This window comes from Microbacterium azadirachtae, assembly GCF_000956545.1.
Classification (GTDB): Bacteria; Actinomycetota; Actinomycetes; order Actinomycetales; family Microbacteriaceae; genus Microbacterium; species Microbacterium azadirachtae.
Map to the genome: position 1 here is coordinate 163,717 of NZ_JYIT01000083.1, position 13,902 is coordinate 177,618.

The window sequence follows — 13,902 nt, forward strand, 5'->3', positions numbered from 1 at the left end:
ATTCCCCTCGTGCCACCCCGGGCATGGGCAGCACGGCGATGCTAGGAGGTGCGCCTTCACAGCCGGACGTGGCCCGGTGTGAAATCCCCCGGTCGCCGACGTTGGGGCGCTCGCGGCCCTCCGAGCGGCCGCCGTGTTGTACAACTGGGATCGGCGGGCTTCCCGGGGAGGTGGCTGTGGCGGACGAGTCGACGTCGGATTCCGAGACGTTTGCGGGCGCGCTGCGTCGCGCGCTCGATCACAGGGGCCTGACGCTCACCGCCGTGCACGCGCTTCTCGCCGACCACGGCAACCCGATCTCGATCGCGACGCTCAGTTACTGGCGATCTGGTCAGCGCCGGCCCGAGGCCGCCGCATCGCTCAGCGCCGTCGACGATCTGGAGCAGATCCTGGGCCTGGATCCGGGATCCCTGTCCTCGTTGGTCAATCCCACCGCGCGGCTGGGCGTGCAGCCGGAGCCGCTCGTGCCCTTCGAAGAGCGGGCGCGTCGGGAGACGGAGGAGACCTTCGCGGCGCTGGCCGCCGCCGCACAGGCGGACATCCGCGAGATCTCGACCCACATGACCGCCTACACGCATCGGGACGGGAGCGTGGACCGGACCGAGTTCGTCTCCGTGGTACAGGTGGTGCGCGGCGTGGTCACGGAGCTGCCGCTCATCGACGTCGCGCCGGAGGAGACGGATGCGATGAGCAGGATCCTCGATGTGGTCGGAGGGCGTCTCGTGCGCGAGTACCGGCATCCGGGCCGCCTGGTCTCCGGCATCGTGATCGAGCTCGACGAGCCCGCGACCGCGGGATCCACGTTCACCCTGCAGTTCACGGAGCAGCTTCCGCGGGACTACCCGAACCGCAGGAGCGCGTGGCATGCGACGGCGCGTCCGACCAAGGAGACCCTGATCCGCGTCGTCTTCCCCGAGGGGGCGGATCCCGACTGGTGCGAGGAGTACGTGGAGTCGGACACCGGCGACGAGGTGTGGGCGCAGCGGGCGGTGGTCCACGGTCGCATCGCGCACGCGATGCGGCACGGCTTCGGCCCCGGCGTCCTCGGGATCCGCTGGGGAGGATCATGAGCGTCCTGCCGGTGGACGCGTTCGCGGATGGATCTGGTGGCGGGGCGCGGCGGGTGGGACCATGAGACATGGCGAACGGCTGACCTGTCCTCGGGCCCCGTCGCTGGCGGAAAGGTCATCCTCATGGCTGTCGTCGGCAACATCGATCGTTCCTCCCCGGCGGTGCCGCAGGGCGTGATCGCCCGGCACCCGCTCACGGCGTACTTCGTGATCGCGTACCTCGTCTCCTGGGTCATCGAGGTGCCCGTCGCCCTGTCTGCGCAGGGCGCTCTGCCCGCACTCCCCAAGCCGGCCGTCGCGATCGCCGTGGTGGCGGCGACCTTCGGTCCGACCGTGGGCGCGTTCGTCGTGACCGCGGTGACGGACGGCAGGGCGGGTGTGGTGCGCCTGCTGCGCCGCTACGTCCAGTGGCGCGTCGGGATCCTCTGGTACCTGTTCCTGCTGATCGGCGTCCCGCTCATCGTGATCCTGGGCACGATCGTCGTGCCCGGAGCGCTGCAGACCTACCGGCCGATCCTCCCGGCCCTGCTGGCCGCGTACCCGCTCGCGTTCCTGATGACGTTCCTGCTCGGCGGGCCGCTGGGGGAGGAGCCGGGCTGGCGCGGGTTCGCCCTGCCGCGGCTCCAGGACCGCTTCGGACCGCTGCGGGGCAGCGTCCTCCTCGGCGTCCTGTGGGCCTGCTGGCATCTGCCGCTGTTCTGGAGCGGCGTGTGGACGCCGCCCACGATCGCCAACGTGGTCATGTTCGTGGTCATGATCACGGCTCTCACGATCATGATGACCTGGGTGTTCAACCACGCCGGCGGCAGCCTGCTGATCACGATGCTGATGCACGCCTCGTTCAACACGTTCGCGAACCGGGTGGCCTCGCCGCTGTTCCCCGCGCCGATCTTCGACGAGTACGGCCTGCTGCCGGTGCTCATCGGCTTCACGGCCACGGCGCTCGTGCTGATCGTCGCGACGCGCGGGCGCCTGGGGCTCCCGGTCGGCGAGCCCTCGCCGGGACTCGCCCGCGCGGAAGGATCCTGAGGGCGGTCAGGCCCGCCGGTACTGCGCCGTGATCGGGCAGTCGAACGGATCGCGCGCGGCCAGCCCGACGCGGTTCAGGTAGTCGATCACGATCGCGTAGGAGCGCCAGAGCGAGGTCTCGGTGTACGGGACGCCGTGCGTGTCGCAGAACTCGCGGACGATCTCCCGAGCCCGGCCGAGGTGCATCCGGGACATGCTCGGGAACAGGTGATGCTCCACCTGATGGTTCAGGCCGCCCATCAGCGCGGTCGCCCACCAGCCGCCGCGGATGTTGCGGGAGGTGCGCACCTGCTTCGTGAAGAAGTCCAGCCGGGCATCTGGCGCGATCACGGCCATGCCCTTGTGGTTGGGGGCGAACGAAGCGCCCATGTACACGCCGAACACCGCCAGCATCACCCCGACGAAAGCCGCCGCCTTGCCGAGCGGCAGCAGCAGGAAGATCGGGGTCAGCACGAGCGCGAAGCGCGCGGCGATCATGCCGATCTCGGCCCAGCGGCCCTTCACGGGCTGGCGTCCGACGAGGTGCCTGATCCCGAGGTAGTGCAGGTTCAGCCCCTCGAGGGTGAGGAGCGGAAAGAACAGCCAGCCCTGGCGGCGCGTGATCCACCGGCGCAGGCCCCGAGCCTGCGCGGCGTCCTCGTCCAGGAACGAGATCGTGTCGACCTCGATGTCGGGATCCTTGCCGACCCTGTTCGGGTTGGCGTGGTGCCTGCTGTGCTTGGAGTCCCACCAGGAGTAGCTCATCCCGACGACCGCGGCGAGGACGCGCGCGAGCCGGTCGTTCGCCGGCCCGCTCGCCAGGATCTGCCGGTGCGCCGCCTCGTGGGCGAGGAATGCGACCTGCGTGAACAGGATCCCGAGAGCCATGGCCATCAGCAGCTGGAACCAGCTGTCGCCGAGCAGCACCGATCCGGTCACGACCGCTCCGAAGCCCACCGCGACCGCCGCCCCGATCAGTGCGTAGAACCGCGGCGTGCGGCGCATCAGCCCGGTCTCCCGTACCACGCGCGAGACCTCGATGTAGGCGCGGGCGATCGGCGGGAAGTCCTCCTGCCGCGCGTACGTCTGGCGCACCGGTCCGAGCTGGGAGGGGGGACTGACGGAAGTGGAGGTCATGCGAGGCGCCTAACGGGTCTCCGGCCGGAGCCGGGCGGAAGCCAAGGGCGGGCGCCGTTCGCTGAGGCTCACGCTACGCGCACACGTATGCACCGGGCGGCATGTGCGCGCGCGGCGGTGGCGTCCGAGGCGACCCCTCAGCCGGCCCGCTGCGGATCGATGATGGTCATGCCGGCCACGGTCGCACGGTCGAAGCCGGGCAGGAGCGCGGCGGCCTCCTCGAGTCCGATCGTGCGCTCGATGAGCCGCTGCGGGGTGAGGAGCCCGTCGGCGATCATCGACATCATCGCGGGGTAGTCGGCGGCGGCCATCCCGTGGCTGCCGAGCAGGTCGAGCTCCCAGCCGATCACGCGGTCCATCGGCACGCGGGGATGCCCGTCGATCGGCGGCAGCAGCCCGATCTGCACGTGCCGGCCGCGGCGCCGGAGGCCCAGGATCGCGTCGGCGAGGGTCTGCTCGCTGCCGACGGCGTCGACCGAGACGTGGCTGCCGCCGTGGGTCAATGCGCGGACGGCGGCGGGGATGTCCCGCCCGTCGGCGAGGAGGGTGTGCTCGGCGCCGACCTCGCGGGCCACCGCGAGGGCCTCCGGATTGCGGTCCACGGCGATCACCCTGGCCCCGTGCGCCTGCGCGATCATCACGGCGCTGAGGCCCACGCCGCCCGCGCCGACGACGGTGACCCACTCGCCCTCGCGTACCCGGGCGCGCCCGGCGACGGCCCGGAAGGCGGTGGCGAAGCGACAGCCCAGGCTCGCCGCCGTCGCGAAGTCCACCTCGTCCGGGATCGCGACGAGATTCACATCCGCGGCGTGCAGGGCGACGACCTCGGCGAACGAGCCCCAGTGCGTGAATCCGGGCTGCTGCTGGTCGGGGCAGACCTGGGCGTTGCCGGATCGGCACCACTCGCAGCGTCCGCAGCCGCACACGAACGGCACGGTCACGCGATCGCCCACGCGCCACCGGGTCACCTCGGGGCCGACGGCGGCGACGGTCCCCGCCAGCTCGTGCCCCGGCACGTGCGGGAACGCGATGTCGTCGTGCCCGGCCCAGGCGTGCCAGTCGCTCCGGCACAGACCCGTGGCCGCGACCCTGACCAGGACGCCGTCGGCGGGCAGCTCCGGCTCCGCCACCGATCGCACCTCGGGAACGGAACGGACCGCATCGAACACCACCGCGCGCATGACCACATCCTCTCAGGTCGCCGTGCCGCGGCGGCGGGGCGGGCGCGGGAGACGCACCGGAGGCGCCGGATCCGGATCCTGTAACGAGGTGTTCACGCGGCACGCCGATGCCGAAACGCCCCGGAAACACAGTGCGCGTCGAGGCGAAACGCGCCGGTGGGAGCCTTTCAGCACCCGACGCTGCAGGAGCGTTCTCACTGAGAGAGGAGCGGACCCATGGATCAGGGGAACACCGCCTTCGTTTTGATCTGTGCAGCCCTCGTGCTGCTCATGACGCCAGGTCTGGCGTTCTTCTACGGCGGCCTCGTCAAGGCCAAGAGCGTGATCAGCATGATGATGATGAGCTTCGGCGCGATCGGGCTCATCGGCGTGCTGTGGGTCGTCTTCGGCTACGCGATCGCCTTCCCGAGCGGCAAGGGCCTGATCGCCCCGTGGACCATCGACTGGTCCGCGATCGGCCTGAACAGCCTGCTCGAGGTGCCGAAGGGCGCCGCCTACCCGCCGCTCGCGTTCGTCGCGTTCCAGGCGACGTTCGCGATCATCACCGTCGCGCTCGTCTCCGGCGCGATCGCCGACCGCGCACGGTTCGGATCCTGGATGGTCTTCGCCGGCATCTGGGCGACCGTCGTGTACTTCCCGGTCGCCAGCTGGGTGTTCAACTTCGGACTCAACAAGGACGGCAGCTACGCCTACGGCGGCTGGGTCACCAAGGGTCTGCAGGACATGCTCGGCGTGGGCGCGATCGACTTCGCGGGAGGAACAGCCGTGCACATCAACGCCGGAGCGGCAGGGCTCGCCCTCGCCCTGGTGCTCGGTCGTCGCATCGGCTTCCAGAAGGGCGCCGACGTGCCGCACAACCCGCCGTTCGTGCTGCTGGGCGCGGGCCTGCTGTGGTTCGGCTGGTTCGGCTTCAACGCCGGCTCCGAGCTCGGCGCCGACGGCACCGCCGCCATCGCGTTCGTGAACACGCTGGCCGCCCCCGCGGCCGCCCTGCTCAGCTGGCTCGTGATGGAGAAGATCCGCAACGGCAAGCCCACGTCGGTCGGCGCCGCGTCCGGCGCGGTCGCCGGTCTGGTCGCGATCACCCCGGCCTGCGCCGCCCTCACCCCGATCTGGGCGGTCGTCCTCGGCCTCCTCGCCGGTGCGGTCTGCCAGCTCGCGATCGACCTGAAGTTCAAGCTCGGCTTCGACGACTCGCTCGACGTGGTCGGCATCCACCTCATCGGCGGCATCATCGGAACGCTGTACCTCGGCTTCTTCGCCAACGGCACGGGCCTCATCTACAGCGGCAGCTTCGCGCAGCTCGCGGCCCAGGCGCTCGCCGCAGGAGCAGTGCTGGTCTACTCCTTCGTGCTCGCGCTCGTGATCGGCTTCGTGGTCCAGAAGACCATGGGCTTCCGGGTCAAGGACGAGGACGAGATCGCCGGCCTCGACACCGTGGTCCACGGCGAAGAGGGCTATGTCCTCATCGGAGCGCGGGTCTGATCCGATGACGACGGCAACCTTCGTTCCGGGGCCGGCCCCGACCAGGCTCACACGCCTGCGGGACCTGCCCCGGCGAGGGCTCGTCGCCGGCGGCGGACACGTCCGCGAGATCTGCGGTCAGTGGGGGGCGGGCGGGGAGCTGCACTGGATGCTCCAGCTCGTCGAGCTGCGCGGCCCGGAGGGGGTGCTGCACCTCCCGCCGGACGCGGCGCACGTGCTCGCCGGCATCGGCGGGCCCCAGGTGGGCGTCGGGCCGGGGGCCGCGGTGGGTCTGCGCAAGGAGCGCGTGCTGCACTACGCGGGGGCCTTCCTCGAACTGCGCCGCCCGCAGCTGCGCGCGGCCGAGCTGAGCCGGGTGCTGGTGCTCTCCTCGGTGCCGGCCAGGGCGACGCCCTCCCTCGTCTTCTCCGACCTGCACGGCACGACCCCTCTGCCGGCCGACGTGCGTGCGGTCGTGGTGCGTTCGGGGAGAGTGAGCGCGGGCGGTAGCACGGCGACAGCAATGGAGGCGCTGGTGCTGCCGGACGCGACTCGGAGCGACGGCGCGGTCGCTTCAGGACCCGGGGCCGTCGCTGACGACGCCCGGGTCCTCATGGTCGTCGGCTGACGGCCGGGGGCGGATCCGAGACCCGACGGATCCGCCCGGCTCTCAGCCCTGCAGCGCGGCGACGATCGCGAGGTGGTCGCTGCGGCCGGCCGCGGTGGTCTTGGCGGCGGCCGAGGCGAATCCGCGCTGGAAGACGTGGTCGATCCGCACCGCCGGGAACGACGCGGGCCAGGTGAACGACGGCGCGAGACCGCCGAACCGCACCTCGCCGAGCTCCCGGGAGACGGCGGCGAGAGCCGGATCCGTCGACACCGCGTTGAAGTCGCCCAGCGCGATCGTCCGAGGGGTGCGATCCTTCCGGATCCGCTCGCCCAGGGCGGACAGCATGGCGTCGCGTGCACCCTGCGCGCCCGGCCGCAGCGACGCGGCGTGCACGACGTAGACGCTCACCGCGCCGCCGGGTGCGTCCACCTCGACGCGCAGCGCGCGCTTCCAGCCGAGGCCCAGGTCGAGCGCCTCCTCGTCCGCGATCGGGTACCGGCTCCACACGCCGACCGTGCCCACCCGGTAGGAGTGCGGGTACGCGTCGGCGAGCTCGTCGGCGATCGCGGAGCCCGAGTCGCCGTCGAGCTCGGTGAAGGCGAGGATCGCGGCGCCGTCGGCGGCGAGGACACGCGCGGACTCCGCGCCCGTGCCGGATCCGGCCTCGACGTTCTGCGTGGCGACGAGCAGACGGCCGTCCGCCGGGGCCGGGTCGCCCTGCCAGGGCACGGGCAGGAAGCCCCACAGCGCCACCGTCCAGGCGACCAGGGGCACCGCCGCGGTCCACGCCGTGCGCGGCCTCACCACCAGCGCGCCGATCACGAGCGGGACGAGGACGAAGCCCAGCCAGGGCAGCGTCACGGCGATCGCGGTGCCGAGCGGTCCTGGCGCCGCCCCCAGCAGCACCATCGCCGTCAGCAGCACGCTCGTCAGAAGCAGCGCGACGACCGCACCGCGGCGCGGCGTCGCGCGCCTCGTCCCGGTCGGTTCGCTCGTCGCCTGGGTCATGCGTCCATCCTTCCGGCTCCGTTCTGGGCAACGCCTGACGGTCGCGTGTCGGCGACGACCCGCAGAATGGATCCGAGTCCGAGGAGTGAGATGGATCCGTTCTGGGAGCCGCGCAGCCGGCGCCGCCGGCAGCAGCCGGTCGTCGCGGTGCGTCCGGCGGACGACGCTCCGGCGCCCGGCGGAGAGTGGCCGGCGAGCATCCCGGCGGTGGCCCAGGTGCTGCGCGAGGGGATCGACCTGGATCCCGGCATCACGTTCCTCGTGGGCGAGAACGGCAGCGGCAAGTCGACCATCGTCGAAGGGATCGCCGTGGCCTACGGGCTGTCCCCGGAGGGCGGCTCGCGTCAGGCCCGGCACAGCACGCGCGCGACCGAGTCTCCGCTGTCGGAGTGGCTGCGCATCCAGCGCGGCGTCGGGGCGAACCGGTGGGGCTTCTTCCTGCGGGCCGAGACGATGCACTCGTTCTACACCTATCTGGAGGACAACCCGTCGAAGGGACCGGAGCCGCGGTATCACGAGATGAGCCACGGCGAATCGTTCCTCGCGCTGCTCGAGACCCGCTTCGACGACCCGGGCTTCTACTGTCTCGACGAGCCCGAGGCGGCGCTGTCGTTCTCGTCGACCCTGAGCCTCATCGCGGTGCTGCGGAGGATCGCGGACGAGGGCGGCCAAGTGCTCTGCGCCACGCATTCGCCGGTGCTCGCCGCCCTTCCCGGCGCGACGATCCTCGAGGTCGGGGATTGGGGGCTGCGCCCGGTCGAGTGGCAGGATCTGGAGCTCGTCCAGCACTGGCGCGCGTTCCTCGACGCGCCCGCGCGGTACACCCGGCACCTGCTGGACTGAGGCCTGCCGGCTCGCGTGGCGCCGGTGGGTGCCGTCGTCCGCCGGGGGTGACGCCAGCCCCGGCGACGATCTGCACATGATGCGACGATCCGCACCCGCTCCGGCCGGATCCGTGTGCAGATCGTCACAGGGCGTGCAGATCGTCGCGGTCCGTCAGCGGCGTGCCGCGTGCCGCGGGCGGCGTGCTCAGAGCACGTGCGCGAGCTTGTCGGGATTGCACACCTGGCGGAGCCCGTGGATCAGGCCGTCGTCGCCGAACTCCAGCGTGAGCACGTCGGTGCGCCCCGAGTGGGTCAATGCGACCGCGGGCTCGCCGTTGACGTCGAGCAGCGCCACGCCGAACGGCAGGCCGGGGTCCGCCGTGGCCTTGCCCAGCACGCCGAGGAGGAACCGGCGCACGTGATCGGCGCCGAAGATCGGGTTGCGTGCGGCGCGCACCCGACCGCCGCCGTCGCTCCAGAGGATGGCGTCGTCGGAGAGGAGTGCGAGCACCCCGGAGACGTCGCCGTGTTCGACGGCGGCGAGCAGTGCGCCGCGGGCGGCCGGATCCGCCGCCCGCGCACCGGGCTCGTCGGCGAGGCGCAGCCGCCGCTCGCCGCGAGAGAGGAGCTGCCTCACGGCGGCCGGCGTCTTCTCGAGGATCCGCCCGATCTCCACCGCGGACATCCCGAACGCGCGGTGCAGCACGACGGCCGCCCGCGCCTCGGGCGTCAGCTGCTCCGCCATGTGCAGCAGCGCGAGCGAGAGCAACTCGCGATCGGCCACCGCATCCTCGGGCAGGCGCTCCGTGGCGACGGGTTCCGGCAGCCAGGGGCCGATGTACTCTTCGCGCACCGCGGCGAGCGCGCGCACGCGGTCGATCGAACGGCGCACGCACACCGTCGTCAGCCACGCCGGCCACGAGCGCACTCGAGCTTTCGACGGAGCGTCGGAGGATCCGCCGGCGTCCTCGGCGCGCTCCTGCTGCAGCGCCTCGATCGCGACCTCGGAGACCACGTCCTCCGCGTGGCCGTAGTCACCGAGCATGCGGTAGGCGATGCCGATGAGCCGCCCCCGCTCGGCCTGCCACGCGCGGGTCGCAGGCGAGACGAGGGTCATGGCTTCACGGTAGCGTCCCGGCACGGCTCAGGCGATCGGATGCTTGTCGTCGATCGGCGGCGTCATCTCGGTGGCGATGGCCACGCGGTTCCACACGTTGATCGTGCAGATCGCGAGCACGAGGGCCCCGAGCTCCCCGTCGTCGAAGTGCTGCGCGGCGGCGTTCCAGATCTCGTCGGTCACGGTCTCCGGACCGAGCCGGGTGACGGCGTCGGTCAGTGCGAGGGCGGCGAGCTCGCGCTCCTCGAAAAGCGCCTTGGCATGCTGCCAGGCCCCGACGGCATGCAGGGTGCGCTGCGGGATGCCGCGCTTCGCGCCCTCGGTCGCGTGCATGTCGACGCAGAAGCCGCATCCGTTCAGGATCGAGGCGCGCAGCTTGATCAGCTCGTACAGCCTCGGCTCCACGCTCTTGCGGGAGTACGCCTCGAGTCCGAGCACCGCGGCGTAGCCCAGCTTGTTGGTGCGGCCCATGTCGATCCGGGTCATCGTGATTCCTCTCCTGGCCGTCTCCGCCGACGGATCTCGTCGGCGCTCGTGCGGCTCTCATCGGGATGTCGGATCCCGGCGCGGAAGTGTGACATGCGCTCCGACCTCGCCGGATCCGGGTCGCGGTGGCCGGCGAGGGACGTCACGATCTGCACGCGGTCCGACGATCCGCACGCGCGTCGACGTGGATCCGCGTGCCGATCGTCGCGGCGTGTGCGGATCGTCGCACTCGGGCGAGTCGGATCCGCTGCGTCGATGTCCGACGCCCTGCGTACGATCTGCGTGTGACCTTCTCTGGTTCGATCTCCACGCCCGTGGGCGTGCTCGAGGTGCACAGCGACGGCATCGCGATCCGCCGGGTCACGTGGCCGCGCCCGGGGCGGGCGCTTGCGGGGCGCGGCGCGTCCGATGCGGCGCGGGATCCGCTGCTCGCCGAGGCGCTGGAGCAGCTCGGCGCCTACTTCGCGGGGGAGCGCGCCGCCTTCGACCTGCCGTTCGACCTGGGGGCGCAGTCGGAAACCACGAGTGCGGTGCTGCACGCGCTGTACGACACGGTCCTGCAGGGAGAGACCGTCACCTACGGAGAGCTCGCCGAACGCAGCGGCACGGCGGTGCCGGCCCGGGCGATCGGCTCGATCATGGGCGCCAACCCGATCCCGATCATCGTCCCGTGCCACCGTGTCGTCGCCAGTGACGGCCTCGGCGGCTACTCCGGGGGCACGCCCGGCGAGGGGCTGCGCACGAAGCGCTGGCTGCTCGAGCACGAGGGTGCTCTGCCGCCGGCGCTGTTCTGAAGCGGATCAGCCTGTGGACAACTTCCTCCGAGTTCGAAGATAAGTTCTAAACTGGAGGCATGGATCACCCACTCGACCTCTACCTCCGCCGCAGCGCGGAGATCGTCGCCGAGTGCGTGGAGCTGGAGCGGGAGATCGCGCGGCTGCAGGCGCAGAAGGCCGCGCTCGCGCACGAGCGTGTGAGCCTGCTCCTCGACGAGGTCCGCCCGGGATCCGCCGGGTTCGACCAGGCCGAGCGGTCGATGATCTGCGAGCTGGCTGCGGCTCTCCGCCTGTCGCGCTATGCGGCCGCGAAGCTGCTGGCGACCGGCCATGCGCTGCAGGAGCGATTCCCCGCCACCCGCTCCGCCTTCGCGGCCGGAGAATCGTCTTCGGGGCATGTCGAGGCCGTCGTCGAAGCGGCGGCCCACATCCCGCACGACGATCACGCGGCGCTCGCCGCCTATGAAGCGCAGGTCGTGCCGTTCGCGGCTGCCGAGTCGCGTGCGCGGACGAAGGCTCTCGCCGAAACCGTGGCCGCCGCGGTCGCCCCGGTCGCGTTGATCGAGGTGCACCGCCGCGCCCATGCCGACCGCACGGTGTCGGTGAGCGACGAGGGTGCGGGGCAGGCCACGTTGCGCGCGACCGGTCCTGCCGCCCTCATCCATGCCGCGCACGACCTGCTCACCCAGGAAGGCCGAACGGTCCTCGACCGGGCGAAGCACGCGGCCGCATCGGGACACCCCGCGGACGAGCGGCGGCTGGATCAGGTGCGGTTCGACCGGTTCCTGTTGCGGGTGCTCACCGGCCGCGTCGCCGGCGACGCCGACGTCCTCGATGCGATCCGGCCGGTGGTTCAGGTGACGGTCGCCACCGGCACCCTCGGCGGGCGCGACGAGTGGATGGCCGAGCTCGACGGGCGCGGGCCGATGGATCCGGAGCTCGCGCGCCGGCTCGCGGTCGCCGCGCCGTCATGGCAGAGGATGCTCCTCGACGATGCGGGCATGGTGACGCGCACCGGCACTTACCAGCCCACCGAGGCCATGCGTCGCTTCCTGCGGGCACGTGACCGCACCTGCCGGTTCCCCGGGTGCCGACAACCCGCCCGCCGATGCCAGATCGACCACACCCATGACTTCGCCCGAGGAGGGGCCACCGACCTCGGCAACCTCGCCTGCCTCTGCGAGACCCACCACGCCCTGAAGCACCCCGACGTGGATCCGCGCTGGCGCTGGACCGCCGAGCAGAGACCGGGCGGCGTGATCGTCTGGACCACGCCCGCCGGTGTCCCGTACACCGATGTCCCGCCGCCCCGGGTGATGTTCGGGAATGCCGACGACGACGGGGCCGATGCGGCCTGAAACGGCGCACATCGGCCCTGAGGCCGCCGGCTGCAGCCGGCGGCTGTCAGCTGTCAGCTGTCAGCGGTCAGCCGTCAGCCGTCAGCTGTCAGCGGTCAGCGGTCAGCCGGCTGTCGTCACCGGCGACCGGCGGCCGGTCGTCACGGGGCGACGAAGAACGGGATCGCGCCCGTCAGCATCCCGACGCCCAGCATCACCAGCGACACCACGAGCGCCCGCCACAGCACCTTGCGGTGGTGGTCGCCGAGGTTCACGCTCGCAAGCGAGACCAGCAGCAGGATCGCGGGCACGAGCGGGCTCTGCAGGTGCACGGGCTGACCGGTGATCGACGCGCGCGCCATCTCGACCGGGTCGATGCCGAAGTGCGCGGCGCTCTGCGACAGCACCGGCAGGATCCCGTAGTAGAACGCGTCGTTCGACATGAAGAACGTGAACGGGATCGACAGGACCCCGGTGATGGGGGCGAGGAACGGTCCCATCGCCGGCGGCAGCACGTTCGTGATCCAGGACGCCATCGCGTCGACCATGCCGGTTCCCGTGAGCACGCCGACGAGCACGCCCGCGGCGATCACCATCGACACCACGCCCACGATGCTCGGCGCGTGCGCGACGATCTCGGCCGCCTGGTCCTTGAGCTTGCCGAAGTTCACCAGCAGCGCCACGGCGGCGCCCACCATGAACACATAGGGCAGCGGAAGCACGTCGACGATGAGCAGCACCATCACGGCGACCGTGAGGACGAGGTTGAACCAGATCAGGCGTGGACGCAGCGTGGCGCGGTCCGGGTCGAGCATCGTGTCGGCCATCGCGGTGTCCGTCGGGTCGACGCCGCTCGCCGCGACGGGACCGTGGCCGCCCGCGACCGTGACGATGTTGCCGGTGCGGAGCGAGGCGCGCGCGCCCGGCTTGGCATCCGCACCGCGGAAGATCGCGGGAACGGCGGCGAGCAACCCGCCCTCGGCGGTGCCGGTCAGGCGGCTCTCGTCGAGCACCCCGAGGCGGCGGCGCTCCTGCAGGCCGAGCATCCAGGCGAAGCCGAGCGCCACGACCAGGCCCACGCCGAGGGCGGGGAGCATCGGCACGAACACATCGGTCGGCTGCAGGCCCAGCGCGGTCGCGGCGCGCACCGTGGGGCCACCCCAGGGCACGATGTTGAGCGTGCCGTTCATGAGTCCGGCGACGCACGTCAGCACCACCGGGCTCATGCCCAGGCGCAGGTAGATCGGCAGCATGGCCGACGTCGTGATGATGAACGTCGTGGATCCGTCGCCGTCCAGCGAGACGGCGCCCGCGAGCAGAGCCGTGCCGAGGACGACCTTGGCCGGGTCGTCGCCCAGGACGCGCGTGATCATCCGGATCAGCGGGTCGAACAGGCCGACGTCGATCATGATGCCGAAGAACATGATCGCGAACATCAGCAGCGCCGCGGTCGGGGCCATCTTGCCGATCGCGTCGAGGATCATGTCTCCGAGGCCGAGCCCCGCGCCGGCGAAGAGGCCGAACGCCGTGGGCACCAGGATGAGCGCGACCATGGGGGTGAGGCGCTTGGTCATGATCAGCGTCATGAACACCAGCACCATCGCGAAGCCGAGCACCACGAGCACCCACTCCGGGGGCGCGAAGGCGATGTCGTACGAGGGCTTCTCGTCGGCTGCGGCGAGCAGGCCGCCGAGAGCCGTGGGCATGCTGAGAACCGTGGGCATGAAGTGACTCCTTCGTCATCCGCCTGTCGTCTTCGACGGACCTCGCCGAGAGTAGGGAACGCGCGCCCGTCGGATCCGCTAAGTCGCATTCCGACGCGTTGTGCGCGTAGCGTGACTTCTGCGCATATTGCTCAGGACGTTGTGTCCAGGCATTTCGCTC

The 13,902-nt window shown here is 71.5% G+C and carries 13 protein-coding genes; 7 read left to right on the forward strand and 6 right to left on the reverse strand.

Annotated features, from left to right (window positions below; all coding sequences use genetic code 11):
* The first annotated feature begins 176 nt into the window (after positions 1–176).
* Positions 177–1,070 carry a helix-turn-helix domain-containing protein gene (locus RL72_RS19275; RefSeq protein WP_052674452.1) on the forward strand — a complete coding sequence of 298 codons (894 nt, stop codon included), beginning with the start codon at positions 177–179 and terminating at the stop codon, positions 1,068–1,070.
* Positions 1,071–1,193: 123 nt separating this feature from the next.
* On the forward strand, positions 1,194–2,099 hold the full coding sequence (locus RL72_RS14790) for a CPBP family intramembrane glutamic endopeptidase (RefSeq protein WP_045251603.1): 906 nt from the start codon (positions 1,194–1,196) through the stop codon (positions 2,097–2,099).
* A gap of 6 nt (positions 2,100–2,105) precedes the next feature.
* On the opposite strand, the gene RL72_RS14795 is transcribed toward RL72_RS14790, so the two are convergent.
* Both RL72_RS14795 and RL72_RS14800 read right to left on the reverse strand, forming a co-directional pair.
* Positions 2,106–3,215: a fatty acid desaturase family protein gene (locus tag RL72_RS14795; RefSeq protein WP_045251604.1), complete on the reverse strand. Its 1,110-nt coding sequence runs from the start codon at positions 3,213–3,215 to the stop codon at positions 2,106–2,108.
* Between the two features lie 137 nt (positions 3,216–3,352).
* A complete protein-coding gene (locus RL72_RS14800; RefSeq protein ID WP_045251605.1) occupies positions 3,353–4,396 on the reverse strand; it encodes a zinc-dependent alcohol dehydrogenase family protein in 1,044 nt (347 codons plus the stop codon).
* Between the two features lie 216 nt (positions 4,397–4,612).
* On the opposite strand from RL72_RS14800, the gene RL72_RS14805 reads away from it, so the two are divergent.
* Positions 4,613–5,881: an ammonium transporter gene (locus RL72_RS14805; RefSeq protein WP_045251606.1), complete on the forward strand. Its 1,269-nt coding sequence runs from the start codon at positions 4,613–4,615 to the stop codon at positions 5,879–5,881.
* A gap of 4 nt (positions 5,882–5,885) precedes the next feature.
* Positions 5,886–6,488, forward strand: a complete 603-nt coding sequence (locus tag RL72_RS14810) for a hypothetical protein (protein WP_045251607.1) — start codon at positions 5,886–5,888, stop codon at positions 6,486–6,488.
* A 42-nt stretch (positions 6,489–6,530) separates the two neighbouring features.
* Here RL72_RS14810 and RL72_RS14815 read toward each other — a convergent pair whose 3' ends face one another.
* Positions 6,531–7,478, reverse strand: a complete 948-nt coding sequence (locus RL72_RS14815) for an endonuclease/exonuclease/phosphatase family protein (protein ID WP_052674453.1) — start codon at positions 7,476–7,478, stop codon at positions 6,531–6,533.
* 90 nt (positions 7,479–7,568) lie between these two features.
* On the opposite strand from RL72_RS14815, the gene RL72_RS14820 reads away from it, so the two are divergent.
* The gene (locus tag RL72_RS14820) at positions 7,569–8,321 is read left to right on the forward strand and encodes an AAA family ATPase (RefSeq protein WP_045251608.1); all 753 of its coding nucleotides are present in this window, start codon (positions 7,569–7,571) and stop codon (positions 8,319–8,321) included.
* 186 nt (positions 8,322–8,507) lie between these two features.
* Here RL72_RS14820 and RL72_RS14825 read toward each other — a convergent pair whose 3' ends face one another.
* The gene (locus RL72_RS14825; protein WP_045251609.1) at positions 8,508–9,419 is read right to left on the reverse strand and encodes a sigma-70 family RNA polymerase sigma factor; all 912 of its coding nucleotides are present in this window, start codon (positions 9,417–9,419) and stop codon (positions 8,508–8,510) included.
* Positions 9,420–9,446: 27 nt separating this feature from the next.
* The gene (locus RL72_RS14830) at positions 9,447–9,905 is read right to left on the reverse strand and encodes a carboxymuconolactone decarboxylase family protein (protein WP_045251610.1); all 459 of its coding nucleotides are present in this window, start codon (positions 9,903–9,905) and stop codon (positions 9,447–9,449) included.
* A gap of 284 nt (positions 9,906–10,189) precedes the next feature.
* Here RL72_RS14830 and RL72_RS14840 point away from each other — a divergent pair, with 284 nt between their 5' ends.
* Both RL72_RS14840 and RL72_RS14845 read left to right on the forward strand, forming a co-directional pair.
* A complete protein-coding gene (locus RL72_RS14840) occupies positions 10,190–10,699 on the forward strand; it encodes a methylated-DNA--[protein]-cysteine S-methyltransferase (RefSeq protein WP_045251612.1) in 510 nt (169 codons plus the stop codon).
* A gap of 59 nt (positions 10,700–10,758) precedes the next feature.
* On the forward strand, positions 10,759–12,039 hold the full coding sequence (locus RL72_RS14845) for an HNH endonuclease signature motif containing protein (RefSeq protein ID WP_052674454.1): 1,281 nt from the start codon (positions 10,759–10,761) through the stop codon (positions 12,037–12,039).
* Positions 12,040–12,179: 140 nt separating this feature from the next.
* Here RL72_RS14845 and RL72_RS14850 read toward each other — a convergent pair whose 3' ends face one another.
* Positions 12,180–13,724, reverse strand: a complete 1,545-nt coding sequence (locus tag RL72_RS14850; protein ID WP_045251687.1) for a CitMHS family transporter — start codon at positions 13,722–13,724, stop codon at positions 12,180–12,182.
* Positions 13,725–13,902 lie beyond the last annotated feature (178 nt).